Origin of the sequence: Streptomyces sp. NPDC001816 (assembly GCF_042892235.1) — a bacterium.
Lineage (GTDB): Bacteria > Actinomycetota > Actinomycetes > Streptomycetales > Streptomycetaceae > Streptomyces.
The window spans coordinates 73245-95912 of sequence record NZ_JBIATY010000021.1 but is presented as its reverse complement, the minus strand read 5'-3'; the positions used below and the strand labels follow the sequence as shown (position 1 = coordinate 95912).

The following is a 22668-nucleotide window of genomic DNA, read 5'->3' as shown; positions in this document are numbered from 1 at the left end:
CCTGCGCATGGAAGGAATCCACCGCCCTGCCTGCCGACCAGCCGTGCCTGCCACCGCTGTCGGCAGAGGAGCTCGCCCAATGGGCGGCACTGGTCAAGCATCTGCAATAGGCGCGGCAAACCGTCGAGCAGTCGACTGGAACTGACCAAAGAGAGAAGGAGGCCAGGGTGAGCAGCGCCAGTTCGGGCATGACGCGTCCTCAGGCACTGATGAAACACGGCGAGATGCGACGCGTCCTCGGGCTGTTTCGCCCGTATCGGAGGAAGCTGCTGTCCGTCGTGTTGCTGGTCGCGGGCTCCTCCCTGGTCTCCCTCGTCAACCCGTTCCTGATCCGCGAGATCATGGACACGGCGCTGCCGCAGGACAGGATGGGGCTGCTGTCCCTGCTCTCCCTCGGCATGATCATGGTGTCGGTCACCACCAGCTCGTTCAACGTCTGGCAGACGCATGTGTCGGCCACGGTGGGCCAGCTCGTCATGCACGACCTGCGCACGGCGGTGTACAGCCACCTCCAGCGGATGTCGCTGGCCTTCTTCGCCCGCACCCGTACCGGCGAGGTGCAGTCGCGCATCGCCAACGACATCGGCGGGATGCAGGTCACCATTACGACCACCGCCGCGGCGCTGCTGTCCGACATGACGATCGTCATCGCCTCGACCACCGCCATGTTCCTGCTCGACTGGCGTCTGACGCTCGCGTCCATGCTCATGCTTCCAGCGTTCGCCTTGGTGAGCCGTCGCGTGGGGAACGAGCGGCGGAACATCACCCGTGACCGGCAGAGCCGGCTCGCCGAGCTGTCCTCGACCATGCAGGAGTCCCTGTCGATCAGCGGGATTCTGCTCAGCCACACCATGGGCCGTTCCCGCTCCCTGACCGACAACTTCGCGCGGCAGTCGCGCAAGCTCACCGACGTCGAGGTGCGCGTCACCACGGCGGGCCTGTGGTACCAGTCCACGATCTGGGTCGTCATAGCCTCCATGCCGGCGGTGATCTACTGGGTTGCGGGGCTGACCTCCGACAACGGCCACATGGCCATCTCCATCGGCTCCCTGGTTGCGTTCACGTCCCTCCAGCAGAGCCTGTTCCGCCCGGCGCAGCGGCTGCTGACCGTCGGGATCGAGATCCAGGGTTCCCTCGAGCTGTTCGGCCGCATCTTCGAGTACCTCGACCTGCCCGTCGACATCACCGAGCCGGAGCGGCCGGTCAAGCCGGCCGCCCTGCGGGGTGAGGTGCGCATGCGGGGGGTCGGCTTCTCCTATGCGGGAGCGGAGCAGCCGACGCTGGCCGGGGTCGACGTGACCGTCCCCGCGGGCCGCAGCCTCGCGATCGTCGGAGAGACCGGCTCGGGAAAGACCACGCTCAGCTACCTCATTCCGCGGCTGTACGACGTCACGTCCGGTTCCGTCACGATCGACGGGGTCGATGTACGCGACCTGTCCTTCGACACGCTCACGGCCGCGGTCGGCGTCGTCTCCCAGGAGACGTACCTGTTCCACGCCACGGTCGCGGACAACCTGCGGTTCGCCAAGCCCGACGCGACCGACGAGGAGCTGTTCGCGGCGGCGCGGATCGCCCACATCCACGACTATCTGATGCTGCTGCCCGACGGCTACGACACGGTGGTCGGCGAGCGCGGGTACCGGTTCTCCGGCGGCGAGAAGCAGCGGCTGGCGATCGCCCGCACCATCCTGCGCGACCCGCCGATCCTGGTGCTCGACGAGGCCACCAGTGCCCTGGACACCCAGACCGAGCAGGCCGTACAGAAGGCCATCGACGCGGCCAGCGTGGGCCGTACCACCATCACGGTCGCCCACCGGCTGTCGACCGTCCGCAACGCCGACGAGATCATCGTGCTGGACCGGGGCCGGGTCTCCGAGCGCGGCACCCACGACGAGCTGCTCCTGCGCGGTGGCCATTACGCGACGCTCGTCAACCGGGACAGCGAGCCGATAGCGGTCTGAACTCCGCTCCCCGGACTCGGGTCCGGCTCCCCGGACCGACCCCATCGGTCTGGAGCCGAGCTCGAGTTCGGCGAGAGCGGCCGCCCCTAGCCTCGGGCGAATGGATCCCACAGCTTCCGAAACATTCGAGCCGTCCGAGCTGAACCGACGCGCGCTGCTGCGTTACGGCACCATGGCCGGCCTGGGCGCCCTGATGACCGCCGCCCCCTTCTTCAAGTCAGAAGGTGCGGCCGCCACGACGGCCGGCGGGCCCGAGCCGTCGGCGCCCGAGCTGAAGCTGACCAAGTTCACGGATCCGCTGCGGATCCCGCCGGTGCTGCGCCCCCGCGACCGCGGCGACCATGACGAGCTGACCGTCCGCATGCGCACCGCCGACGTCACCGTGCACTCCGAGATGCCGCCGGTGACGATGTGGACGTACGAGGGCGTCTACCCGGGCCCGACGATCAAGACGGTCAGCGGCCGCCCGCTGCGGGTCGTCTGGGAGAACCAGCTGACGGGCAACATCCCGGTCAAGGCCGTCGACTTCGGCTCGACCACGGGCCGCTCCCCCGACCCGCTCTCCAACTACCCCGGCACGGCGGGGACCCAGGAGGTCCCCGGCGTGGCGGACCTGGCGCCGTGGGCCGCGGTGCACCTGCACGGCATGCTGACCGGTGGCGGCAACGACGGCTGGATGGAGAACCTCATAGGTCCGGGCGACGTGCAGTTGTCGGCCTATCCGAACGACCAGGCCGCGACGACGCTCTGGTACCACGACCACACCCACCACGTGAGCCGCTTCAGTGTGTACGCCGGGCTCGCGGGCCTGTTCCTCTCCCGCAACGAGGAGGAGGAGGCGCTCGACCTGCCCGAGGGCGCCCGCGACGTGCCGCTGGTCCTCAGCGACCGCAACTTCGACGTGGACGAGTCCGGTGCCCTCGTCGGCCGGCTGGTCCACAAGGTGGAGATGATCGGCCCGCAGCGGCTCATGCGCGCCCACGCGGCCCCCTACACCCTGGTGAACGGGGTGGTCTGGCCGTACCTGGAGGTCACGCCGCGCTGGTACCGGTTCCGGATCGTCAACGCCGCGAACTCGCGGATGTACCGGCTGATGCTGCTGGCGGACGGCCGGCCCGTCCCGGAGGCGCTGAAGGTGATCGGGACCGACCAGGGTCTGATCGACAAGCCGCTGGCCGTCGAGGGGGCGCTCAACCTCTCCCCCGGCGAGCGCGTCGACGTACTGGTCGACTTCAGCGCGTTCCGGGGGCAGGCCCTGAAGCTGGTCAACACGCTGGAGGGCATCACTCCGGGTGCCTCCGACAAGCTCAACGACCTGTTGGAGCCCGACGTGATGCAGTTCCGCGTCGCGGACCAGAGGCCGTCCAGCCGGTTCGTGCTGCCGGAGGTCGTCTCGCCCACGTTCAAGCGGCTCTGCCACGACGACCTGCCCCACGACCACGCCCACCGGTGGGTGGTCGTGGTCGGTCCCGGCTCGACGAACGTTCCCGAGCTGTGGGAGATGGAGGAGGTCGACCCGGCCGGGATCACGTTCCCGTCCGCCGGGGTCGTCCAGGTCCAGGACGCCGAGGGCACCATCAGGACGCTGCGCAGGACGGCGATGGCGTACGACGACGGCAGGACGTTCACCGCCGCGCACCAGAGCGTGGAGATCTGGAAGTACCTCAACCTCGCCGCGTCCCCGCACCCCATGCACATCCACCTGTCGCACTTCCAGGTGCTCTCCCGCGAGAACTACGACATCACCGGGTTCAACCGGGTCACCCGCGGCTCGGCCAAGCCCATCGCGTTCAAGGCCGCGGGGGTGCTCGAAGCGCACGAGCTCGGGGAGAAGGACGTCATCCGGGTGGGTACGGCCGGCCAGATCACGCCGAACGCCACGCTGGGCGAGCTGGTCACCGTGGCGGTCCGGTTCCCCGTCGTCGGCAGGGGCGTCCACCACTGCCACATGCTGGAGCACGAGCAGCACATGGTGCGGCCCCTCGTGGTGTCGCCGGCCGCCCATATGCACGCCGGCGGCCACGCCCACCACTGATGCCCGACGCCGTGGGCCCGGAACCGCGAACGGCAGCCGGCGTCCGAGGACGCCGGCTGCCGTTCGCGTCGTGCTGCCGGGACCCGCTGACTCAGCCGGTGGGAACCGGTCCGGCGCCGGCGGCCTGGGCTATGCGCTGACGCATCTCCTCGGAGCTGTTGGCGCGCGGGAACTCCTCGTCGGGAACCTCGACCCCGAGGAACGCGCACAGCGGCTCCCACCCCTGCTGCACGTCGTACACGAGGACGTTGTCCGCGCCGAGGGCGCGCACGACGTCCTCGGTGTGCCGGTGGTAGACCTCGATGGCGTGGTCCTTGTCCGAGAACCGGCCGTCGAAGAGGCCCTCCCAGACCAGGGCGTTGACGACGCGGAACAGCCGGGCCTGCCGGGAGCCCGGCTCGGGCGGGTGCTCCATGGTCCGCAGCGCGAACTGGTACAGCGTGTCGTACGTGCTCTTGTACCAGCCCTCGGCGTCGCGGACCGTGAGGATCACCTTGGCCTCGGGGAGCGCCTCGCTGATCTGCTGGTAGTAGACGGTCGAGGGACCGTCCACCGCGGAGGCGTAGCCGTCGTACAGCGCGGCCCAGTCGGGGCGCTCGCCGTCACAGATGACGCGCTCCCACTGGGCGAGGCGCTGGTCGTCGTCGACGATCTCGAACATGTGGAAGCAGGGGCCGAGGCCGAGCCGCTCCAGGGCCACCTGGAGCGATGTCGTGCCGGTCCGGCCCAGGCCGGCGTTGATGACCTTCAACACGGTGGTGTGTCCTCCTCCTCAGCGCCAGACCGCGTCGTCCTGGTGGGTGGCGACGTTCACCCGGTTCCAGAAGTTGACCAGGCTGATGTGCATGACCAGGGCGCCGAGCTGCACGTCGGTGTAGTGCTTGGAGGCGTTCGCCCAGACCTCGTCCGACGGCGCGTTCTGGGCGTCGGTCTGCAGGGTGACGGCCTCGGCCAGCTCCAGGGCGGCGCGCTCGGCGTCGGTGAAGGAGGGCTCGGTGCGCCACGCGTCCACCAGGAGCAGGCGCTCGTCCGCGGGCTCGGCCGGGAAGGTGTAGACGCGGCCGTTGATCGCGGCGACGCGCAGCCGGATGAAGTCGAGGGTCGACTGCGGTACGCCGACCTTGCCGATGACCTCGGACAGGTCGAGCAGGGGCTGCAGGGCGCCGGGAACGACCAGGGAGGGGTTGTCCATCCGTGGAGCCATCGGGAGTTCTCCTGTGTGATAACGGTGCGCTGGAAGGTGAAATGACGTCGGACAGGGCCGTCAGACCGGGATCGCCTCGATGATCGAGATCGGTGACGTGGTGGGGATCGCCCTGGTGATCTTGAAGCCCGCCCTGGCGAACAGCTCGGTGTACTGGGCGAGCGTGCGGTCCTGGGAGCCGATCATCAGCATCAGCCAGAGGTCGATGGTGTGGCCGATGTGGCGCTCGTTGTTCTCGGGAAGCAGGTACTCGATGCAGAGCAGCTTGCCGTCGGGGCCGATCGCCTCGCGCGCGTTGCGCAGGGCGGTCAGGGCGTCTTCCTCGGAGAAGTTGTGGATGATCCGCTTGAACAGGTACGCGTCAGCGCCCTTCGGCAGCTTGCCGAGGTAGCTGCCGTGTTCGACGGTGTAGCGGTCCGCGACACCGGCCTCCTCGAAGAGCGAGGCCGAGTCCACGGTCGCGATCTCGAAGTCGTACAGCACGCCCTTGGCGTTCGGCGCCTGCTGGAGAACCCCCGCCAGGAGGTAGCCGCGGCCGCCGATGACGTCCACGACGGTGCGGAACCGGGAGAAGTCGTAGGCGGCCAGGACCGGGTCGGTCTCCGACTCCGAGACCTTGCCGAACGCCTGGAAGAACGCGGCGGCGTAGGCGGGGTTCGCGTGGAAGAAGTCCAGCGTGCCCATGCCGCGCAGCTTGGGCAGGTTGGCCTCGCCGGTCCGCACGGTGGTGAGCAGGTGGCCCCACTCCTCGTGCAGCAGGGGGTGGCTCATCAGCAGGGCGAACTTCCGCATCGAGTCCTGCGCGTCCTCGCGGAGCTTGTCGGACAGCGCCGTGTTCTCGTACCGGCCGTCCGGGCGGACCGCGAAGACCCCGTGGCCGGACAGCGCGCGCAGGATCCGGTGGGTCGCCTGCGCGTCGGCCTCGACCCGCAGGGCGATGTCCTCGGCGGACAGCGGCGCGTCGGCGAGCACGTCCGCGATGCCGAGCCTGGCTGCGACGGAGATCGCCTGGGTGATGACGGCACCCTGAATCAATTCGAGCAGCGCGTAAGAATCCGACTGGTCGCGGACCTCGGCCGATGCGGACATCACTTTCCCCTCGGAGTGTCTTTTTGCGGATTCCAGACGATAGGTCGGCGCTTCTCTGCGCCGCAACCGACCGAGTTTCTCAAGTCATTGACAAGAATGTTCAACCGGGGAATTCTCGCGTTTGAGCGGAGTCCACCTCTACTGACGCTCGACCGGGAATCCGACCCCGCTTGTCAGGCTGTGCCGACCGCGACCTTGCAGTCGCCCTGAGGAGGCCGACGTTGGCGCACGACACCCCGACCCCGGTGGATTTCTGGTTCGACCCGACCTGCCCCTGGGCATGGATGACATCCCGGTGGGTCCTTGAGGTCGCAGAGCGACGGCCCCTGGACATCCGCTGGCACATCATGAGCCTGACGGTGCTCAACGAGGGACGCGCCGGCCTCGACGAGCGCTGGCACCGCGACCTGGCCCTGCGGATGGAGCCGGTACGGGTCTGCGCCGCTGCCGAGCGCACGTACGGACCCGGGGTGCTGCACCGGCTCTACACCGAACTCGGCACCCGGTTCCACCTGGAGAAGGCGCCCAAGGAGCGGGCCACCTACGCGGCGGCCCTGGCCGCCGCGGACCTCGATCCCGCCCTGGCCGACGCGGCTGGTTCCGACGCGTTCGACAGCGCGGTGCGCGCTTCGCACCACGACGGCGTCGACCGCGTCGGCACCGATGTGGGCACCCCCGTCATTGCCGTGGGGGACGTGGCCTTCTTCGGACCCGTGGTGACGCCTGCACCGCGGGGGGAAGCCGCGGTGAAGCTCTGGGACGGCGTGCTCGCCGTGGCCGAGACCGACGGGTTCTTCGAGCTCAAGCGCAGCCGGAACCGGGACCCGATCTTCGCCTGAGCCCCGGCGCGGCCCTCTCTCCCCCCGGCCGGCCCCGGCGTCAGCCGCGCGTCGCGACCGCCGGGGGGGTCCAGTTGTCCTTCAGCCACGCCTCCAGGGAGAGCAGGTTCGGCCTGTTCTTGCGCAGTTCGGTCAGGTCGGCCTGGAAACCCTCACGCTCGAACCAGTCGAACATGTTGGCGAGGTCCGCACGGCCGGCGCGCAGCGGCTCGATGGGCAGCTGCTGGAAGCGGGTCGGGATGCCGGAGGCGGCCTCGAACGCCGCGGCCATCTGCGGCCCGGTCAGCTCCTCGCCGGCGATGTCGACCGTCCGGCCGATCCATTCCTGCGGGTTCTCGAAGGCGTCCGCGGCGAACGCGCCGATGTCGCTCGTCGCGATGATCTGCACCGGGGTCTCGGGGTTGAGCCACATGGCCAGGACGAGCTCGCCCTGCATCGGGCGCGGGGCGATGTCGAGGAGGATGTCGTAGAACATCGCCGGCCGCAGCACCGTGGTCGGCAGGTCGAGCGTCGCCAGGTACTGCTCGCCCGCCAGCTTGCTCTCGAAGTGCGGTACGCGGGTGTCCCGGTCCGCACCGCCGACCGAGCTGTAGACGAAGTGCTTCACCCCGGCCCGCACCGCGGCGTCGGCCACCGCCTTGCCCTGGCGGATCTCGGCCTCGACGCCGCCGGGGCCCCGGAAGGTCTGCACGCTGAACACGCCGTACACGCCCTCCATCGCCGCCGCCAGCGACGCCTCGTCCTCCATGTCACCTCGGACGAGGACCGCGCCCGCTTCCTCCAGCGCCCGCGCCTCGGCCTTCTGCGGGTCGCGGACCAGGGCGTGCACGGTGAAACCGCGCCGCAGCAGGTCGCGGGCGACCGCCCCGCCCTGCCGACCGGTGCCGCCCGTCACCAGGATCGTCTGTGCAACCGCCACTGTCTGCCTCCATGTCGTGTGCCCGCCGGGCCTCGCCCGGCCCGGCTATCGGGTGTGAGGGCCGCGAACGGCCGCGGTCCCTCGCGGGATCAGGCCGCCGGCTCCTCCTTCAGCTGCAGCAGCCGGTTGACGCATGCGACGAGTTCCCGAGCCGTGATGGTCCGAGGCGCCCCTGCGTGGTGACGCTCCGGGCTACCACGGAACGGGGCCGTCGTCCGCCAGGCACTGGCCCGACGGGCCGGCCTCGTCCAGCGTGGCGAGCCGGACGGCGATCGCCGCGCCCTCGGCGGGTGACCGGTGCCCGCGGTGGTGGTTGATGTCGGTCGCCACCACTCCGGGGAGCGCCGCGTTGACCTTGATCGGGGTCTCCCGCAGCTCCTTCGCGTACGCGAGCGTCACCGCGTTCAGGGCTGTCTTCGAGGACTGGTAGGCGATCATGCTGAGGCCCGCCAGAGGGCCGCCCGGAGCCGAGGCCAGGGTCAACGAGCCCACGTGGCTGGACAGGTTGACGATGCGGCCGGCCGGGGAGCGGCGCAGCAGCGGCAGCATCACGTGGGTCACGGTGACCACCCCGAACACATTGGTCTCGTAGACCTCCCGCAGGTCGGCGGCGGTCGCCTCACTGGGCGTGCCGGTGAAGCCGCCCGCAATGCCTGCGTTGTTCACCAGGATGTCCAGGCGCCCGAACCGCCGCTCGATCTCGCGAGCGGCCTCCTCCACGGAGGCCGGGTCCGTCACGTCGATCCGGAGCGGCACGGCCGTGACGCCGTCGTCCGCCAGCGCGTCGGCGGCCTGCTTGCCGAGCACCTCGTCCCGGGCGCCGACGAGAACGGTGATCCCCTGTTCGCCGAGTTGCCGCGCGATGGCGAATCCGATGCCCTTGTTGGCGCCCGTGATGAGCGCGACCTTCTCGAACGGCACGTCTTTCCTTTCGTGAGGTCCGGGTTCCACTGCCCCCAAAACGCCACTTCGGCGGATATCAAGAGGCGGCGAGCGGAACGTCGTGCGCCCGGTTTTCGAGGAATGAATTAATACGTTCACGGTATGAGACGCAAACGCCTGGGCGCCTCCCATGGTGCCGTCGAGACGCCCTGTTCAAACGCCGAAAGTCCGCTGTTGAACGGCCGACCGGCGCGCAATTGCGAAAGACGGTCCCGCCTTCTAGGCGCCCTCCACCCGGGTTCCGGGCCGCCCGGCCAGACTGCCCACGCCTGTGTCGGCGCCGACCGTCGTCGCCCGTACGGGCCCTACAACGCCGTAACCATGAAGGAGCTGTGGAATGACTGGGAGCGAACAGGCTCAGGCGAGCGGTAAGCCCCACGTGGTCATCGTCGGTGGCGGGATCTCGGGACTGGCGGCGGCGTTCCACCTGCGGAACGAGCCGGTGCGCGTGACGCTCCTTGAGGGCTCGTCCCGGCTGGGCGGAAAGCTGCTGGTCTCCGACGTGGCGGGGGTCGCGGTCGACGAGGGCGCCGAGTCGCTGTACGCCAACCGCAAGAAGACCACGGGCCTGATCAAGGAGGCGGGGCTCGGCGAGCAGATCGTGTCGGCGGGCCCCGTCACCGCGTCGGCGATCTGGACCGGGGGCGCGATCAAGCACCAGCCCGACCGCCAGTTCATGGGTGTGCCCTGTGACATGGACGACCTCGCCCGGTCCGGGGTGCTGTCCGCCGAGGGTCTGGAGCGGGCGCGGCAGGACCTCGTGCTGCCCTCGTTCGACCTGGAGGGGGACGTCTCGGTCGCGTCCTTCGTCGGCGGGCGGTTCGGCCAGGAGGTCGTGGACCGACTCGTCGAGCCGTTCCTCGCCGGTGTGTTCGCCGGACGTGCCGCGGAGCTGTCCTTCGAAGCCACCCTGACCCCGCTGGCGCGGGCGTCCCGCGACCACATCTCGCTCGCGGACGCGGCCGGCTCGCTGGTGCCGCATCTGCGGGAGGGCGAGAAGCCCCCGCCGATCAGCGTGGCCACCCTCGAGGGCGGCTTCGGCACGCTGCCCGCGGCGATCATCCAGCAGGTGCTGGACGCCGCCCCGGACACGGCCCTGCGCACCGGGACCCAGGTCCGGGACCTGACGCGCAGCGGTGACGGCTGGCGGGTGACCGTCGGGTCGGGCGCCGACGCGGAGGTCGTCGAGGCCGACGCGGTCATCATCGCCACCCCGGCCGGCCCGACGAGCAGCCTGCTCTCCGGGGTCCCCGGTACGGCCCCCGCCGTCTCGGCGCTCTCCGAGGTCCCGTACTCCAGCGTGGCCATGGTGACGCTCGCCTACCCGAAGACGGCGTTCCCCGGCGGGCTCTCGGGCCGCGGTTACGCCGCCTACCGCGTGCCGGCGGAGGAGGGGAAGGCCGTCAAGGAGGTCACGTTCACCACGGTGAAGTGGCCGCACCTGGCGGGCGAGGTGGAGATCGTGCGCTGCGCGCTCGGACGGTTCGGCGAGGAGCACCTGCTCCAGCGCGACGACGCCGACCTGGTCGCGTTGGCGACGGCCGAGCTCGCCGAGGCCACCGGCGTGACCGGTGTCCCGGTGGCGTCCCGGGTGAGCCGCTGGGAGAGCGGCCTGCCGCAGTACACCGTCGGCCACGTGGACCGGGTGCGGCAGATCCGTGAGGCCGTGGCGACCCAGCCCGGACTCGCGGTGTGCGGTGCGGCGTACGACGGCGTGGGCGTCGGTGTCTGCATGATGACCTCGCGCAGGGCCGTCGACCAGATCCTCCCCTTCGTGAAGAAGGCGGCCGCCGCCTCCTCGGTCGCGGTCGGAGTCTGATCCTGATCCACTGCAGTGATGAGGAAGCCCGCCCGGAACGGCTGCCGTTGCGGGCACAGAGAAGGGGCCGTGCCCGATCGGGCACGGCCCCTTCTCGTCCTGCCTGGTCCCCGTCGCGGAACCGGTGGTCTTCGTCGCGAAAACCAGAAGATCCGATCAGTGATCGGATCTCTGGTCGGATCTCTGGTCGGATCTCTGGTCGGATCTCTGGTCGGATCAGCGGTCCAGGATCGTGGCGAAGACCTCTGCCAGCGCCTGCTCCGCGTCCTCGCCGGCGCCGGTGCTGCGCCAGGCCACGTGCTGGTCGGGGCGGACCAGGAGCGCGCCGGCACCGGTGATCTGCCGGACGGCCTCCCACCCGCCGTCCACGTCGGCGTACTCGGCGCCGTCGCCGATGCGGACCGCGTTGACCGGGACGGAGAACTTCTCCGCCACGCGCGCGGCCGCCTCGCACCACGCCGTCCCCTCGGGGCCGGTGATCAGCGTGAAACCGGTCCTGCCCGTGAGGTCGAGGGTGGACAGGCGCTCGCCGTCCCGGGTGATCCAGGCGTGCGGCAGCCGGTGGCCGGGGCGCGACGTGGGCGTGTGCTCGTCGCGCATGGGGACGCGAGCCGGCCGCTCGGTGCCGTCGGAGATGACCGCGCCGTCCTCGTAGGCGAAGCCGATCTCCATGTCGAACGACTGGCAGCCGCCGCGGTGCGTGTGGAACACCTCCAGGGCGCGCGCCCGGACGGTGTCGCCGAGCGGGGACGGGTCGAAGTAGGCCGCCAGACGCTGCCCGCGGCGCCCCGCCGGGATGTTGTGGCCGCCGCCGATGGCGTCGATGACCACCTGGTGGTGCTGAGCGGCGGAGACCGCCCAGTCGACGTTCTCACGGCCGATGGGCCGGCGCTCGGCCTCGTAGGTGTCGATCAGGCTGTCGGGCGCGCTGCCGTTCAGCACGGCGGCCAGCTTCCACGCGAGGTTGTGCGCGTCCTGGATACCGGTGTTGAGGCCGAGGCCCACGGCGGGCGGCTGCTTGTGCGCGGCGTCGCCGGCTATCAGCACCCGGCCGACCCGGTAGCGGTCGGCGAGGATGGCGTTCACGATCCAGTCCGTGACCTTGTGCACGGTCACTTCCAGGTCCGGCACCTTCAGCACTTCACGGATGCGGGGGACCACCGTCTCCGCGTCCCAGCGGCCGGCCGGGCCGGGGGCCATGTGCAGGCCCCACTGCTCGCAGTCCTTGCCCCAGCTCGGACCCATCTCGATGAGGTTGACGGAGAGGTCGGGGTCCTCCGGGCTGAGGTAGTGCGTGATGAGCGTGCCCTCCTCCCACCACTGCGACAGGTCCGCGGAGAAGTACACGGTCGTGGTGTTGACGTTGCTGGGCGGGCCCTGCAACTCGATGCCGACCTTGGAGCCGACGAAGCGGCCGCCGTCGGCGCCGAGGAGGTACTGCGCCTTGACCGTGGTGATCTCGCCGGTCTCGACGTTGCGCACCTCGGCGACGACGTGGTCGCCCTCGTCGGAGAAGTCGGTCACCTCGTGGCTGAAGAGGATCCGCCCCGGATTGCGCTGCTCCGCGTGACGACGCAGGATCGGCTCCAGCCACATCTGCGGCAGCTTCGAGGGGAGTTCAGGCCCGGCGGCCGCGTAGCGCTCCGTCAGTTCGCCACCGCCGAAGGCGTCCATCTCATGGATCTGGCGAGCGTCCAGCGGCCCGTCACCAGCGAACGTGGTCGCCCAGCGCACCTTGCCGAACTTGTCCAGCGGCGCGGCCTCCGCGAGGACGTCGTCGCGGATCCCGTGCTGGCGGAAGATCTCCATCGTGCGCTGATTGAGGTAGTGCGCCTTCGGCACCCTCGACGTGTCCGCATGCCGCTCCACCAGCAGGTGGTCGACGCCCTGGTCGGAGAGGAACACGGAGGCGGACAGGCCACACCCGCCGCCGCCCACGATCAGGACCGGAACCTCGGTTGACGTCATGTTCGCCCTTCCAGAATTCAGATGGCTTTTCCCGCACAGCCTGACAACGTCATCCGCAACCCTGGTCAAGAACGACTGGACTCCGGAAAGCCGCCGGCCGGTCACACGGGTGACCGGCCGACTGCGTGCAGGTGCTCAGCCGAGCCAGACGCCGTCGCTCATCAGCGTGCGTCCGGCCAGCTCGTTGGCCTCCCGCCAGGCCTGGATGCGCAGGGGCCGTATGCGGAAGTACTGGTAGGGCTGGTCGAGTTCGCGCGGGTCGAACCCGGTCTTGGCGGCGAAGGCGTCGGCCGTCTCCTCGCCGACCTCGGCGACGTCCACCGGCTCCGCGGCGCCGTCGACGATCACGACGTCGCGCGTCGGACCGAGGGCGACGCGCACCCGGCCGTCTGCCAGCAGGTTGCGGCCGGTGACGGAAGCACGCGGAGTCGAGACGAGGAAGGCGGTCCCGTCCCAGAAGAACGAGAGTGGGATGAGGTAGGCACCGCCCGAGCCACCCGCCGAAGCGACCCAGAGATCGACGTCGTTCTCCAGCCTCTTGCGAGTGTCCTCCAGCCGTTCTTCGAGCCCACGCGCTGGCACAGCAGTCATGCTTCCTCCGTCCATGTCGTGGAGAGTCCCCGTCCGAGGAGGTCTCCTCCGGTCGTCGTACGGGCCACCGGCGCGGTGGCCGCGACGGCCGCCAGCGCCCTGACGGCCGCACGCACACCGATCATGTCGTGTGCCCGGTGGACAGCGAAGCGCACGAAGCCGTTGGGCAGGGCCAGGACACGCACCCCGTGGGCGGCGAGGCGGCCGGCGCATTCCTCCGGGCTCAGCCCGGCAAGCCGTGCCATGACCATGTTGGTCGGCCGCGGCGGGCGCATCAGCTCGACGCCGGGCACCGTCCCGAAACCGGCGGCGAGCGCGGCGGCCGTGGCGTGGTCGGCCGCCAGGTCGGGCAGGCGCTCCAGCGCGACGAGGGCGGGCGCCGCGACGACGCCCGCCTGGTGCATGGAGCCGCCCAGCGCGGCCCTCAGTTCGCGGGCGCGTGCGACGTACGCGTGCGTCCCGCACAGCAGCCCGCCGACCGGCGCGCCGAGCCCCTTGGAGACCGAGAAGGCGACGCTGTCCGCGGGCTCCGCCAGTTCCGCGGGGCGGACCCCGAGCGCCACGGCCGCGTTCGCGAGCCGGGCACCGTCGAGGTGGACGTGGGCGCCGTACCGGTGGGCCAGGTCGGCCAAGGCGCGGGTCGCCGCGGCGTCGAGGGCATTGCCGGAGCGCATCATGCTCGTGTTCTCGAGGCAGACCACGGTGGGCCGGCCGCCCCCGGTGGCGAGCAGCGCGTCCACGGCGCCGAGGTCGGGCAGGCCGTCGGGGCGCTGCACCACCGTCAGCAGCTCGACCCCGGCGAAGCGGCGCAGCCCGTCCGATTCGAGCAAGGCCATGTGGGTGTCTTCGCCGACGAGCAGCCGCGTCGCGGCCGGTCCCGGGGAGCCGGCCGCGGCGAGCGGGGCGAGCAGGTTCGCCATGGTGCTGGTGGGCGTGAGCAGCGCGGCCTCGGTGCCGAGCAGCTCGGCCACCCGCGCTTCGAGGAGCGCGACCGTGGGGTCGTCCCCGTACACGTCGTCCCCGACCTCGGCCGCGGTCATCGCCGCGCGCATCCGCGCATCCGGCACGGTACGGGTGTCGCTGCGGAAGTCGAGCCGGGGGAAGTCGGTCCGCGTCATCGCGGCCTACCCCTGCGCCCGGTGGGCCACCCAGACGGCGCGGGGCCTGGTGTAGCCCTCCACCGCGTGGATGCCCAGCTCACGGCCGTATCCGGACTGGCCGAGACCCGAGACGCTGACCGTCTCCTCGGTGTCACCCCAGGTGTTGACCCACACCATGCCGGCGCGCAGGGCCCGGCTGAAGCGCTCGACCCGGTGGGCGTCCGAGGTCCACACGGATGCCGACAGGCCGTACGCCGTGTCGTGGGCGAGGGCCAGGGCCTCGGCGTCGGTGTCGAACGCCGCCACCGACAGCACGGGGGCGAAGATCTCCTCGCGCCAGGCGCGGCTGTCGGACGGCGGGCCGTCCAGGATGACCGGGTTGACGAAGAAGCCGCCGCCGAGTTCGTGGCGGATACCGGAACGGCCGGGCGGCACGAGGGCCTTCGCCCCCCGGGTCTCCGCCTCGTCGACCACCGCGGCCGCGCGGTCGACGGCCGCCCGGCTGATCAGCGGGCCGAGGTCGGTGGCGGGGTCCTCCGGCAGGCCGACGCGGAGGGCGGCGGCCAGTTCGGCCACGCGGCCGACGAACTCGGCGTGCACGGCCCGATCGACGATCAGGCGCGTCCCGGCCACGCACACCTGGCCGGTGTTGCCGGTGAAGCCCGTGACGACCGCGCGGGCGGCTTCGTCGAGGTCGGCGTCGCGGAAGACGACGACGGGGCTCTTGCCGCCGAGCTCCAGTGAGACGGGCTTGAGGCCGTCCGCGCAGCGTCGCGCGACCTCGCGCCCCGCCGCCGTCGAGCCGGTGAAGGAGACCATGCCGACGGCCGGGTGGTCGCACAGCAGCCGGCCCGTGTCGGCCCCGCCGTAGACGGCGGTGAGCACGCCTTCGGGGAGCACCTCGGCGGCGCTCTCGACCAGCCGGCGGGTCGACAGCGGCGTCTCGGGCGCCGGCTTGACGACGATGGTGTTGCCGTACGCGAGCGCCGCGGCGATCTTCCAGACGGCCAGCAGGAGCGGGTAGTTGTTCGGGGCGATGGCCGCGCACACCCCGACCGGCACGCGGTCGGTGTACGTGCGCATGCCGGGGCCGGCCGGATGGGTCTCGCCCACCGGGTACCGGGCCGCCGCCGCGAACCAGTCGATCACCTGGGCGGCGAATTCGACCTCTCCGAGAGCGCGTGCCGTGGGCTTGCCCGCGTTGCGCTGCTCCAGGGCCGCGAACGCGTCACGGTCGTCGCGCAGCAGGTCGGCGAGCTCGCGCAGGCGGCCGGAGCGGTGGGCCGGGGAGGTGTCGGCCCAGCCCCCGTGGAACGCCTTCGCCGCCCGGGCCACGGCGTCGCCGACGCCGGGCCCGGACGTGTCCGGCACGTGGGCGAAGGCGCGCCCGGTGGCGGGGTCGAGGATCGGGCGTCCCACCACGGTCATCCCAGCGTCCCTGCGCGACCGCCCAGCCGCAGGCCGGCGTCGAGCTCGGCGACCAGGGCGAGAAAGGCGTCCCGCCCCAGGCCTGTACCCGCGCTGCCCAGCAGCCGCAGCTCGTACCCGTCGGGGTGCTGCCACCAGGCGTCGCAGGCTCCGAACTCGGGGTCCGAGTAGCCCAGGTGCACCGGGCGGCCGCCGAGGTCCAGGAGCTCGTCGGTGGCGGGGTGCTTGTCCCGCTCCGGCGGGAACGCCAGGCGGCCGCCTCCGGTGCGCTGCGCCGTCAGGCGCAGCTCGCCGCCGGAGGCCGAGGCGTAGACGACGTCCAGCTCGCGGACGGCGGCGCCGTCGCCGAACGTCGCGGCGCTGTCGGCGCGGTATCCGCCGACCGACACCGGCACCCCCTGCCCGGTGAGGAAGGCGGTGAGCTCCCCGGACGCGACCCAGTCGCCCTCGTGCTCGCGCTCGCGCCGGTGGAAGGAGAAGACGCCGGTGGGCACCGACACCATCTCGGCCGGCTGCCGGGCCCAGTAGCTCAGCTCGGCGAACGGGGTGGCCAGCACCCGCGGCACCGCCTCCGGCACGGCCGGCCGCAGCGCGGCGAAGAACGCGACGAGCTCGTCGTCGGTGAACTCCCCCTCCAGCACCGAGAGCTCGACCGTGGTGCGCGCCATGCGGGCGCTGCCGGCCCGGTGGCCCATGTAGTCGGTGCCGAGCCAGACGACCCGGCCCTCGCCGATCTCGTACGGCCGGGTCTCGCTGCCCCACAGGCACGGGTGGTCCGCGGCGGGGAACGCCCAGTCGTACAGGAACTGCTTCAGCCGCAGCCGCCGTCCGCCGCCGGAGATCTCGGTGCGGTAGCCGGCCGGGTTGGCGTCGCTCCACGGGCTGCGGCCCTCGGCTTCGACGCGGCCGGGGGGCGCCTCGCGCCGGATCGTGCCGGTGCTGGTGTCGCAGCCCTCGGGCAGTTCGGACGGCCGCCACACCACGAAGTTGCACCAGTCCTGGGCGAGCTCCTCCGTGATCACCGGCGGTACGGCGTCAAGATCGGCCGCGCTGTCCAGGATGTGCCAGCGCCAGTGGGGGACGGGACTGCTCACCGTGACTCCTCGTCGGGTCGGTTCGGAGCTCCGCGAGGTGGTCGAGCCAGGCGGAGCTTGAGGCAAGGAACATCCATTCGCCGACGCCCAGCTCGGCGCGGAGCTCGGCCGGCAGCTGCGGCAGCCCGAAGGGGGTGCCGAGCCCGTCTGCCAGGTCGGTCAGCCGGCGGACGTAGCCGGGGTCGGTGGGGGTCGGGAAGCCCTGCTTGCGGCGGAGCTGCACCGATTCGGGCAGCAGGTCGGCGAGCGCGGCCTTCAGCAGCCCCTTGTGGGTGCCGGGCTTGTTGGTGTCCTTCAGGTGCTCGGGGCAGCGGAAGGCCAGCTCAGTGAGGGTGACGTCCTGGAAGACGGGCCGGTCCTCCAGGGTGAAGGTCGACGACGTGGCGTCCACCATGTCGTTGACGTAGACCAGGAAGCGCTTCATCAGGTGGTGCCGGCCGCGCTTGAGCGGCGATGCCGTCTTGAGCGCCCGGTACTCGGCCATGGTGCGTTCCCACACCTGGTCGGTCACCGTCTTCATGTCGACGTCGAGCTCGTGCGCCATCCACTGGACGAGCCGGGCCCAGACGGGGCGTTCGTCGGCGTGGAGGCTGTGCGTCAGGTAGTGGCGCCCGTGGATGAACGTGGGCGCGTAGGGGTCGACGACGGGGAAGTACCGGCCGGCCTGGTACCCCCAGAACTCGTCGGCTCCGTGTCCCGAGTAGACGACCACGTTCCGGTCGGCGGCGATGGCCCCGTAGAGGTGGTGCATCGCCAGCTCGGCGCCGTGCAGCAGCGGCCGCATCAGCCGGGTGGGCAGGACCGGCAGCAGGTCGGCGGCGGCGGTGCGGTCGAGGTCGAGGACGGTCAGCGGTACGCCCAGGTGCTCGGCGGCCTCGGTGGCGTACGCGACGTCGTCGCCCGAGCCGCCGACGCCGTCCTGGTAGCGCATGACGTACGCGTCGACGGGCAGCCCCAGGCCGGTCAGGCCCGCGACGATCGCCGTGCTGTCGACGCCGCCGCTGAGCACCGCCGCCCGGGGCAGGTCGGACACGGACCGCTGCTCGATCGCCCGGTCGAAGGCGGCCCTGATCTCCTCGGGCTCGATCGGGTGGTCCACCGCCACGGGATGCCAGTAGCGGTGCTTGGTCGCGCGGGGCCGGTCGATGACGAGGTACTGGGCGGGCGGCAGGGTCTCGATGCCGCGCAGCCAGGTGCGGTCGTCCGCGGCGTCCATCCGGATCCAGGAGCGCAGCAGGAACTCCTCGCGGTCCACCTCGGGGGTGACCAGGCCGGTGCTGAGCAGCACCCCCTGCTCCGAGGCGAACAGCAGGCCGCCGTCGACGTGGGCGTAGAACAGCGGCTTCACGCCGAAGTGGTCGCGGGCCAGCACCACCCGTCCGGTCCACGTGTCGTACCAGGCGAGCGCGAACATGCCGTCCAGCGGCTCCAGCGCGGCGGCCGGGTCGGGCTCGCGGCAGACCTGCTGGAGCACGAACTCGGTGTCACAGGTGGTGCGGCGCGGCCACAGCGGCGGCGCCGGCGAACGGGAGCCGTAGACCTCGCCGTTGTGCACCAGCACGATCCGGCCGCTGGGGTCGGTCATCGGCTGGTCGCCGGCGTGGCTGCGGTCGCGCACGGCCAGCCGCGTCGCGCACAGCATGACGGTGCCGCAGGGCGAGACGTACGGGGCGCAGGCCTCCTCGCCGCGGTGCGCCATGGCACCGGTCATGGTCCTGCCGAGCGCGTCCATCCAGTCGGGATCGCGCCGCCCCTCGAAGCTGATGAAGCCCGCTATGCCGCACATGCGTCACCCTCCGGTTCCCGCCACACCTTCCACAGCCCCGCCAGAGCCTCGGCGTAGACGTACTCGATGCCCGCGTGCCCGCCCTCGTGCTCCCGGTAGAGGTGGGGCACCCGGTGCGCGTCGAGGGCCGCGTGCAGCGCGCGGGCGCCCCAGTGCATGCCGTACTCGTCGCGCTCGCCGACGCTGAGGTGCAGCAGGCCGAGTCCGGCGAGCCGGTCGGCGTACGCGGGGAGCATCCGCACCGGGTCGTGGGTGAGCCAGCGCTGCCACACCTCGTCGCGGAACAGGCCCGTCACGGGGTCGCACGGCAGCGCGTCCGACGCGGTGGTCCTGGGGTCGTCGGCGTAGCACATGCCCATCGCGATGATGCTCATCGCGACCATGAAGGGGACGTCGTGCGGGCCGCTGTCGCGGCGGGCCAGCAGCGCGTCGACGCCGCCGGCCGCCCTGACGGTGTCGAGCGTACGGGGCAGCAGCGGCAGGTAGCTGTGCTCGAACCCGGCGTCGGGCGAGCAGGCGACCACCGCCCCGAACAGGTCGGAGGTCATGCCCGCCACGAGCGCGCCGTAGCCGCCGCTGGACTTGCCTCCGACGGCGCGCCACGCCGGCTCCGGCCGGGTCGCGAACCGCCGGTCGACCTCGGCGACGACCTCGGCGAGGAAGCCGGCGTACGGGCCAAAGACGGCGGAGTCGATGTACTGCGAGCCGCCGTAGGCGGTCGTGCAGTCGGGCACGACGAGCAGGGCGGGCGGCACGCGGCCGTCCGTCATCGCCTCGTGGAGGCGGTCGGCGACGGACGCGCCGAAGGCGAGCGCCTTGCCGGCGAGGCTGGGGTTGGCGCCGAACCCGGGCAGCCAGTACACGACCGGGAACCGCCGGACGCCGTCGTACCCGGGCGGCAGGTGCACCTCGATGCGGCGCCGGGAGGGGTCGCCGAGCGGGTTGCCGCGCAGGCAGGTGCTCTCGTGCTCTAGCACGACCAGGTCGCTCATGCCTCGCTCGCCTCCTGGAGCGCGCGCTCCACGTGGCGCGTGTAGAAGGACGGGTGGTGGAAGACCGCTGAGAGCAGCACGCCGTTGCTGGCCCACAGGCCGTAGGAGCTGCCGATCAGGAGGTCGGCGCCGAGCATGGCCTCCAGCGTGCTCGCCGCCATCTCGGTCCAGCCCTCCGCGCCGGTGACGTGGCTGCGGGCGGGGCCCGTGCCCAGCCGGGTCACCCGGTCCGCGACTGGGTCGAGCAGGAAGGCGGTCTCGATGCCGTCGTCCTCGTACAGCGAGACGACGTGCCGTCCGGCGCCGTCGTCCAGCGCCCGGTACCAGTAGTCGGTCGCCACGAGCCGGTCCAGCAGCTCGCGGAGCATGTCCTCGGTGCTTCGGGTCTGGCGGCCGTACCGGTCCAGGGAGGCGTCGAACGGCGGCACGGGCGTGGCCGGGTCGAGCGTGATCGCGGAGTAGACCTCGTCGAAGTCGTACCCGTCGGGCGCAACCGGCCCGTCGACCAGGGCGGCCTTGCCGTGCGCCACCTCCATGACCTGGCCGGGGCCCCACAGCAGGCCGTCGCGGCCCAGCTCGTCCAGGCGGTGCAGGGCCTGGACCGGGGTGAAGGGGAACATCGTCTGGTTGCACCAGGAGTAGTCGCGCTCGCCGTCGCCGCTGATGCGCCAGCCGAACGAGGAGGGCACGGTCACGGTTGCGGGGATCGAGGCGATGTACCGGTCGAAGTTCGCGACGGCGCGTGCGCAGACCGTGTCGGAGTCGGTCAGCGGGCGGCGCTCGGTGAGCACGCCGGGCGGCGAGATGCTGTGCGCGGGGACGAACACGGCGTCGACCCGGGGCGCGTCCTCGCGCTCGAAGGCCGCGACGGTGTCGTCGTGGAGGAGCGCGTCGCCGCACAGCATGACAGTCGCGTCGGCGGTCTGCACCAGCACGCTCATCTCGGGGAACGACACCGCCGAGGGGAACGTCCGCAGGACCGTCCCGCCCGGGGTGGTGAGCGTGTCGCCCGGCGTGACCGGGCGCAGGCGCTCGAAGCCGAAGCGGCGCAGCGTCCAGGAGATCGCCTGGTGCCCCAGGCCCGAGGCGGTCAGCGTCGGCGGCACCGGTCCGGCGGGGTAGACGCAGGTGACCTCGGAGCTCTGGCGCGGGCTGTCGTCGAAGTCCACGTCGGCGCCGTCGACCAGGCGGAGCAGGGAGGGGAAGTGGTGGTGGTCGTAGTGGTGGTGGCTGAGGACCACGTAGTCGACGCCTTCGTCGAGCACCGCGCGGACCAGGTCGTCGGGCAGCGGCGGGTGGTGCTCCCAGAAGCGGTCCAGGCGCTGGGTGAGCCACGGGTCGAAGAGGATCCGCTCCGTCCCCGTCTCGATGAGGACGGCGGCGTGGCCGAGCGAGGTCAGGCGCATCAGCTGTTGTTCCCCTCGTACACGCAGCGGAAGCCGACCTCCATGTGGCGGTCGGTGATCAGGTCCTTGCCGCGGTAGAACGTCGTCAGGCAGGCGGGCGGCGAGGTGAAGGTGCCGCCGCGCAGCACGTGGAAGGCTTCCTTGCGGTTCATGAAGTCCAGCGGGTGGCGTCCCCGGAAGAAGGGGTCCATGTCCTCGCCGGTGTAGAAGTTGGTCCGGGTCAGCTCCCAGACGTTGCCCGACATCTGCAGGACGCCGTAGGGGCTGGCGCCCTCCGGGAGGGCGTCCGCCGCCAGCACCGGGACGGCGGGGTTCTCCCCCTGCTCGATGGTGACGAGGAGCGCTTCGAGGGAGTCGAGGTCGGCCACGGCCTGGCCGAACGACCGCTCGACGTAGTTCACCCGGTCGGGGTCCCAGTCCTCGCCCCACGGGAAGCGGCGGCCGTCCACGCCGCGCGCGGCCTTCTCCCACTCGACCTCGCTGGGCAGCGCGCCGCCGGCCCACTTCGCGAAGGCGTAGGCGTCGTACCAGTCGATGCCCACGACCGGCAGCTCGGGCGCGTTGAAGCGTGGGTCGTGCCAGTGGGCGGGGCGGTGCGATCCGCCGAGCGGCTGGTCGGGGTGGTCGAACTCGCCGGAGTCGCCCACCTCTTCGAGGAACTCGCGGTACCGGGCGTTGGTCACGGTGGTGCGGTCGATGAAGAAGGCCGGCACGTCCACTGCGCGCAGCGTGGTGTCGTCCTGCGCCATGCGGAACGCGTCGGGCTGCTCGTCCGCACCGATGATCGCCGGACCGGCCGGCACGAGGACGACGTCGTCGTTGCGCCGGGGGCGCGTGCGGACGGCATCGACGCGGGCCCGCATGTCCGTGAAGTACTCGTCTTCCAGACGGCGGAGTTCGGCGGGGTCGCGGGTGCCGAAGATGGCGATCAGGGCGCGCTTGGTGAGCGCCGCGCCGCAACCGACGGGCTTGCGCGCCCAGTCGGGGCGGGTGAAGTTGCTGGGCCATCCGGAGATGCGGATGAGGTCGGGCACGGCGGCGGCGATCCGGTGCTCCGTGATGACCTTGAGCGCGGTGAACGCGACCCAGTCGACCGTGTCGTGCGTCGCGGCGGCCACGGCGGTGTCCGCGGCGGGGTCGCCCGCGTGGTGCGCGGCCAGCAGCCGCACCGCGCCGGCGCGCACCGGCCACTCGGGGTGGGCGACCACGAGGCTCGCCAGCAGGGGTATCCCGTCGGCGGCCCGGCCCTTCTCCTCGGCCAGGTCGACGACGCGCTGCACCGACGCCCAGTAGCGGGCGTCCGTGGAGTCGTCGATCGCCAGCAGGTCAGCGGGAAGGTCGATGACTTCTGAAACCTGATTGCCTACCATCTCTACCTCTCTCGGACGACGAGCCGCCCGTACGGAATGCCTTCCGTACGGGCGGCTAATTCGCGGCTCAGCGGATTACCACTTGGAGCACTCCTGCTTGGCGTCACGGGTCTCGATGAAGTCAC

General features: G+C 71.5%; 18 protein-coding genes. 4 read left to right on the top strand and 14 right to left on the bottom strand.

What is annotated here, in order from left to right; genetic code table 11:
• Nucleotides 1-188: 188 nt before the first annotated feature.
• Together ACFYZZ_RS43955 and ACFYZZ_RS43950 are read left to right on the top strand one after the other, a co-directional pair.
• Nucleotides 189-1961, top strand: a complete 1773-nt coding sequence (locus ACFYZZ_RS43955; RefSeq protein WP_389189375.1) for an ABC transporter ATP-binding protein — start codon at nt 189-191, stop codon at nt 1959-1961.
• Between the two features lie 100 nt (nt 1962-2061).
• On the top strand, nt 2062-3996 hold the full coding sequence (locus ACFYZZ_RS43950) for a multicopper oxidase family protein (RefSeq protein WP_389189315.1): 1935 nt from the start codon (nt 2062-2064) through the stop codon (nt 3994-3996).
• 91 nt (nt 3997-4087) lie between these two features.
• Here ACFYZZ_RS43950 and ACFYZZ_RS43945 read toward each other — a convergent pair whose 3' ends face one another.
• Genes ACFYZZ_RS43945 through ACFYZZ_RS43935 form a run of 3 tightly spaced genes read right to left on the bottom strand, consistent with a single transcriptional unit; the run spans nt 4088 to nt 6289 of the window.
• Nucleotides 4088-4750: a sulfotransferase family protein gene (locus ACFYZZ_RS43945; protein ID WP_389189312.1), complete on the bottom strand. Its 663-nt coding sequence runs from the start codon at nt 4748-4750 to the stop codon at nt 4088-4090.
• Between the two features lie 18 nt (nt 4751-4768).
• Nucleotides 4769-5200 carry a carboxymuconolactone decarboxylase family protein gene (locus ACFYZZ_RS43940; RefSeq protein ID WP_389189308.1) on the bottom strand — a complete coding sequence of 144 codons (432 nt, stop codon included), beginning with the start codon at nt 5198-5200 and terminating at the stop codon, nt 4769-4771.
• Nucleotides 5201-5260: 60 nt separating this feature from the next.
• A complete protein-coding gene (locus ACFYZZ_RS43935) occupies nt 5261-6289 on the bottom strand; it encodes a methyltransferase (protein WP_389189305.1) in 1029 nt (342 codons plus the stop codon).
• 221 nt (nt 6290-6510) lie between these two features.
• Here ACFYZZ_RS43935 and ACFYZZ_RS43930 point away from each other — a divergent pair, with 221 nt between their 5' ends.
• Nucleotides 6511-7128: a disulfide bond formation protein DsbA gene (locus ACFYZZ_RS43930; RefSeq protein WP_389189302.1), complete on the top strand. Its 618-nt coding sequence runs from the start codon at nt 6511-6513 to the stop codon at nt 7126-7128.
• A gap of 40 nt (nt 7129-7168) precedes the next feature.
• On the opposite strand, the gene ACFYZZ_RS43925 is transcribed toward ACFYZZ_RS43930, so the two are convergent.
• Nucleotides 7169-8047, bottom strand: a complete 879-nt coding sequence (locus tag ACFYZZ_RS43925; protein WP_389189298.1) for an NmrA/HSCARG family protein — start codon at nt 8045-8047, stop codon at nt 7169-7171.
• 192 nt (nt 8048-8239) lie between these two features.
• The gene (locus tag ACFYZZ_RS43920) at nt 8240-8968 is read right to left on the bottom strand and encodes an SDR family oxidoreductase (RefSeq protein WP_389189295.1); all 729 of its coding nucleotides are present in this window, start codon (nt 8966-8968) and stop codon (nt 8240-8242) included.
• 358 nt (nt 8969-9326) lie between these two features.
• Here ACFYZZ_RS43920 and hemG point away from each other — a divergent pair, with 358 nt between their 5' ends.
• Entirely contained in the window at nt 9327-10808 is a 1482-nt protein-coding gene (gene hemG / locus ACFYZZ_RS43915) for a protoporphyrinogen oxidase (protein ID WP_389189292.1), read from the top strand.
• A gap of 216 nt (nt 10809-11024) precedes the next feature.
• Here hemG and ACFYZZ_RS43910 read toward each other — a convergent pair whose 3' ends face one another.
• The 9 genes from ACFYZZ_RS43910 to ACFYZZ_RS43870 all read right to left on the bottom strand — a co-directional run bounded on the left by ACFYZZ_RS43910 (nt 11025) and on the right by ACFYZZ_RS43870 (nt 22543).
• A complete protein-coding gene (locus tag ACFYZZ_RS43910; RefSeq protein ID WP_389189289.1) occupies nt 11025-12776 on the bottom strand; it encodes an FAD-dependent monooxygenase in 1752 nt (583 codons plus the stop codon).
• 135 nt (nt 12777-12911) lie between these two features.
• Entirely contained in the window at nt 12912-13367 is a 456-nt protein-coding gene (locus tag ACFYZZ_RS43905) for a pyridoxamine 5'-phosphate oxidase family protein (protein WP_389189286.1), read from the bottom strand.
• Nucleotides 13364-14485, bottom strand: coding sequence for a threonine aldolase family protein (locus tag ACFYZZ_RS43900; RefSeq protein WP_389189284.1), 1122 nt, complete (start codon nt 14483-14485; stop codon nt 13364-13366). Before ACFYZZ_RS43900 ends, ACFYZZ_RS43905 begins: the two co-directional genes overlap by 4 nt.
• Nucleotides 14486-14491: 6 nt before the next feature.
• On the bottom strand, nt 14492-15895 hold the full coding sequence (locus ACFYZZ_RS43895) for an aldehyde dehydrogenase family protein (protein ID WP_389189281.1): 1404 nt from the start codon (nt 15893-15895) through the stop codon (nt 14492-14494).
• Nucleotides 15892-16989: a hypothetical protein gene (locus tag ACFYZZ_RS43890; RefSeq protein WP_389189278.1), complete on the bottom strand. Its 1098-nt coding sequence runs from the start codon at nt 16987-16989 to the stop codon at nt 15892-15894. Before ACFYZZ_RS43890 ends, ACFYZZ_RS43895 begins: the two co-directional genes overlap by 4 nt.
• Nucleotides 16931-18775 (bottom strand): asparagine synthetase B family protein, encoded by a 1845-nt coding sequence (locus ACFYZZ_RS43885; protein WP_389189275.1) that lies wholly within the window; start codon nt 18773-18775, stop codon nt 16931-16933. Before ACFYZZ_RS43885 ends, ACFYZZ_RS43890 begins: the two co-directional genes overlap by 59 nt.
• On the bottom strand, nt 18763-19767 hold the full coding sequence (locus tag ACFYZZ_RS43880) for an alpha/beta hydrolase-fold protein (protein WP_389189273.1): 1005 nt from the start codon (nt 19765-19767) through the stop codon (nt 18763-18765). The genes ACFYZZ_RS43885 and ACFYZZ_RS43880 overlap by 13 nt, the downstream gene beginning before the upstream one ends.
• A complete protein-coding gene (locus ACFYZZ_RS43875; RefSeq protein WP_389189270.1) occupies nt 19764-21173 on the bottom strand; it encodes an MBL fold metallo-hydrolase in 1410 nt (469 codons plus the stop codon). Before ACFYZZ_RS43875 ends, ACFYZZ_RS43880 begins: the two co-directional genes overlap by 4 nt.
• Nucleotides 21173-22543, bottom strand: coding sequence for a formylglycine-generating enzyme family protein (locus tag ACFYZZ_RS43870; protein ID WP_389189267.1), 1371 nt, complete (start codon nt 22541-22543; stop codon nt 21173-21175). The genes ACFYZZ_RS43875 and ACFYZZ_RS43870 overlap by 1 nt, the downstream gene beginning before the upstream one ends.
• Nucleotides 22544-22668: the final 125 nt, after the last annotated feature.

What these genes read in the sequence shown, in the direction of transcription:
- ACFYZZ_RS43950 (WP_389189315.1), top strand. Translation starts at nt 2,062, where the DNA reads ATGGATCCCACAGCTTCCGAAACATTCGAGCCGTCCGAGCTGAACCGA.
- ACFYZZ_RS43955 (WP_389189375.1), top strand. Translation starts at nt 189, where the DNA reads ATGACGCGTCCTCAGGCACTGATGAAACACGGCGAGATGCGACGCGTC.
- ACFYZZ_RS43870 (WP_389189267.1), bottom strand. Translation starts at nt 22,543, where the DNA reads ATGGTAGGCAATCAGGTTTCAGAAGTCATCGACCTTCCCGCTGACCTG.
- ACFYZZ_RS43895 (WP_389189281.1), bottom strand. Translation starts at nt 15,895, where the DNA reads ATGACCGTGGTGGGACGCCCGATCCTCGACCCCGCCACCGGGCGCGCC.
- ACFYZZ_RS43900 (WP_389189284.1), bottom strand. Translation starts at nt 14,485, where the DNA reads ATGACGCGGACCGACTTCCCCCGGCTCGACTTCCGCAGCGACACCCGT.
- ACFYZZ_RS43905 (WP_389189286.1), bottom strand. Translation starts at nt 13,367, where the DNA reads ATGACTGCTGTGCCAGCGCGTGGGCTCGAAGAACGGCTGGAGGACACT.
- hemG (WP_389189292.1), top strand. Translation starts at nt 9,327, where the DNA reads ATGACTGGGAGCGAACAGGCTCAGGCGAGCGGTAAGCCCCACGTGGTC.
- ACFYZZ_RS43880 (WP_389189273.1), bottom strand. Translation starts at nt 19,767, where the DNA reads ATGAGCGACCTGGTCGTGCTAGAGCACGAGAGCACCTGCCTGCGCGGC.
- ACFYZZ_RS43940 (WP_389189308.1), bottom strand. Translation starts at nt 5,200, where the DNA reads ATGGCTCCACGGATGGACAACCCCTCCCTGGTCGTTCCCGGCGCCCTG.
- ACFYZZ_RS43875 (WP_389189270.1), bottom strand. Translation starts at nt 21,173, where the DNA reads ATGCGCCTGACCTCGCTCGGCCACGCCGCCGTCCTCATCGAGACGGGG.
- ACFYZZ_RS43885 (WP_389189275.1), bottom strand. Translation starts at nt 18,775, where the DNA reads ATGTGCGGCATAGCGGGCTTCATCAGCTTCGAGGGGCGGCGCGATCCC.
- ACFYZZ_RS43910 (WP_389189289.1), bottom strand. Translation starts at nt 12,776, where the DNA reads ATGACGTCAACCGAGGTTCCGGTCCTGATCGTGGGCGGCGGCGGGTGT.
- ACFYZZ_RS43935 (WP_389189305.1), bottom strand. Translation starts at nt 6,289, where the DNA reads ATGTCCGCATCGGCCGAGGTCCGCGACCAGTCGGATTCTTACGCGCTG.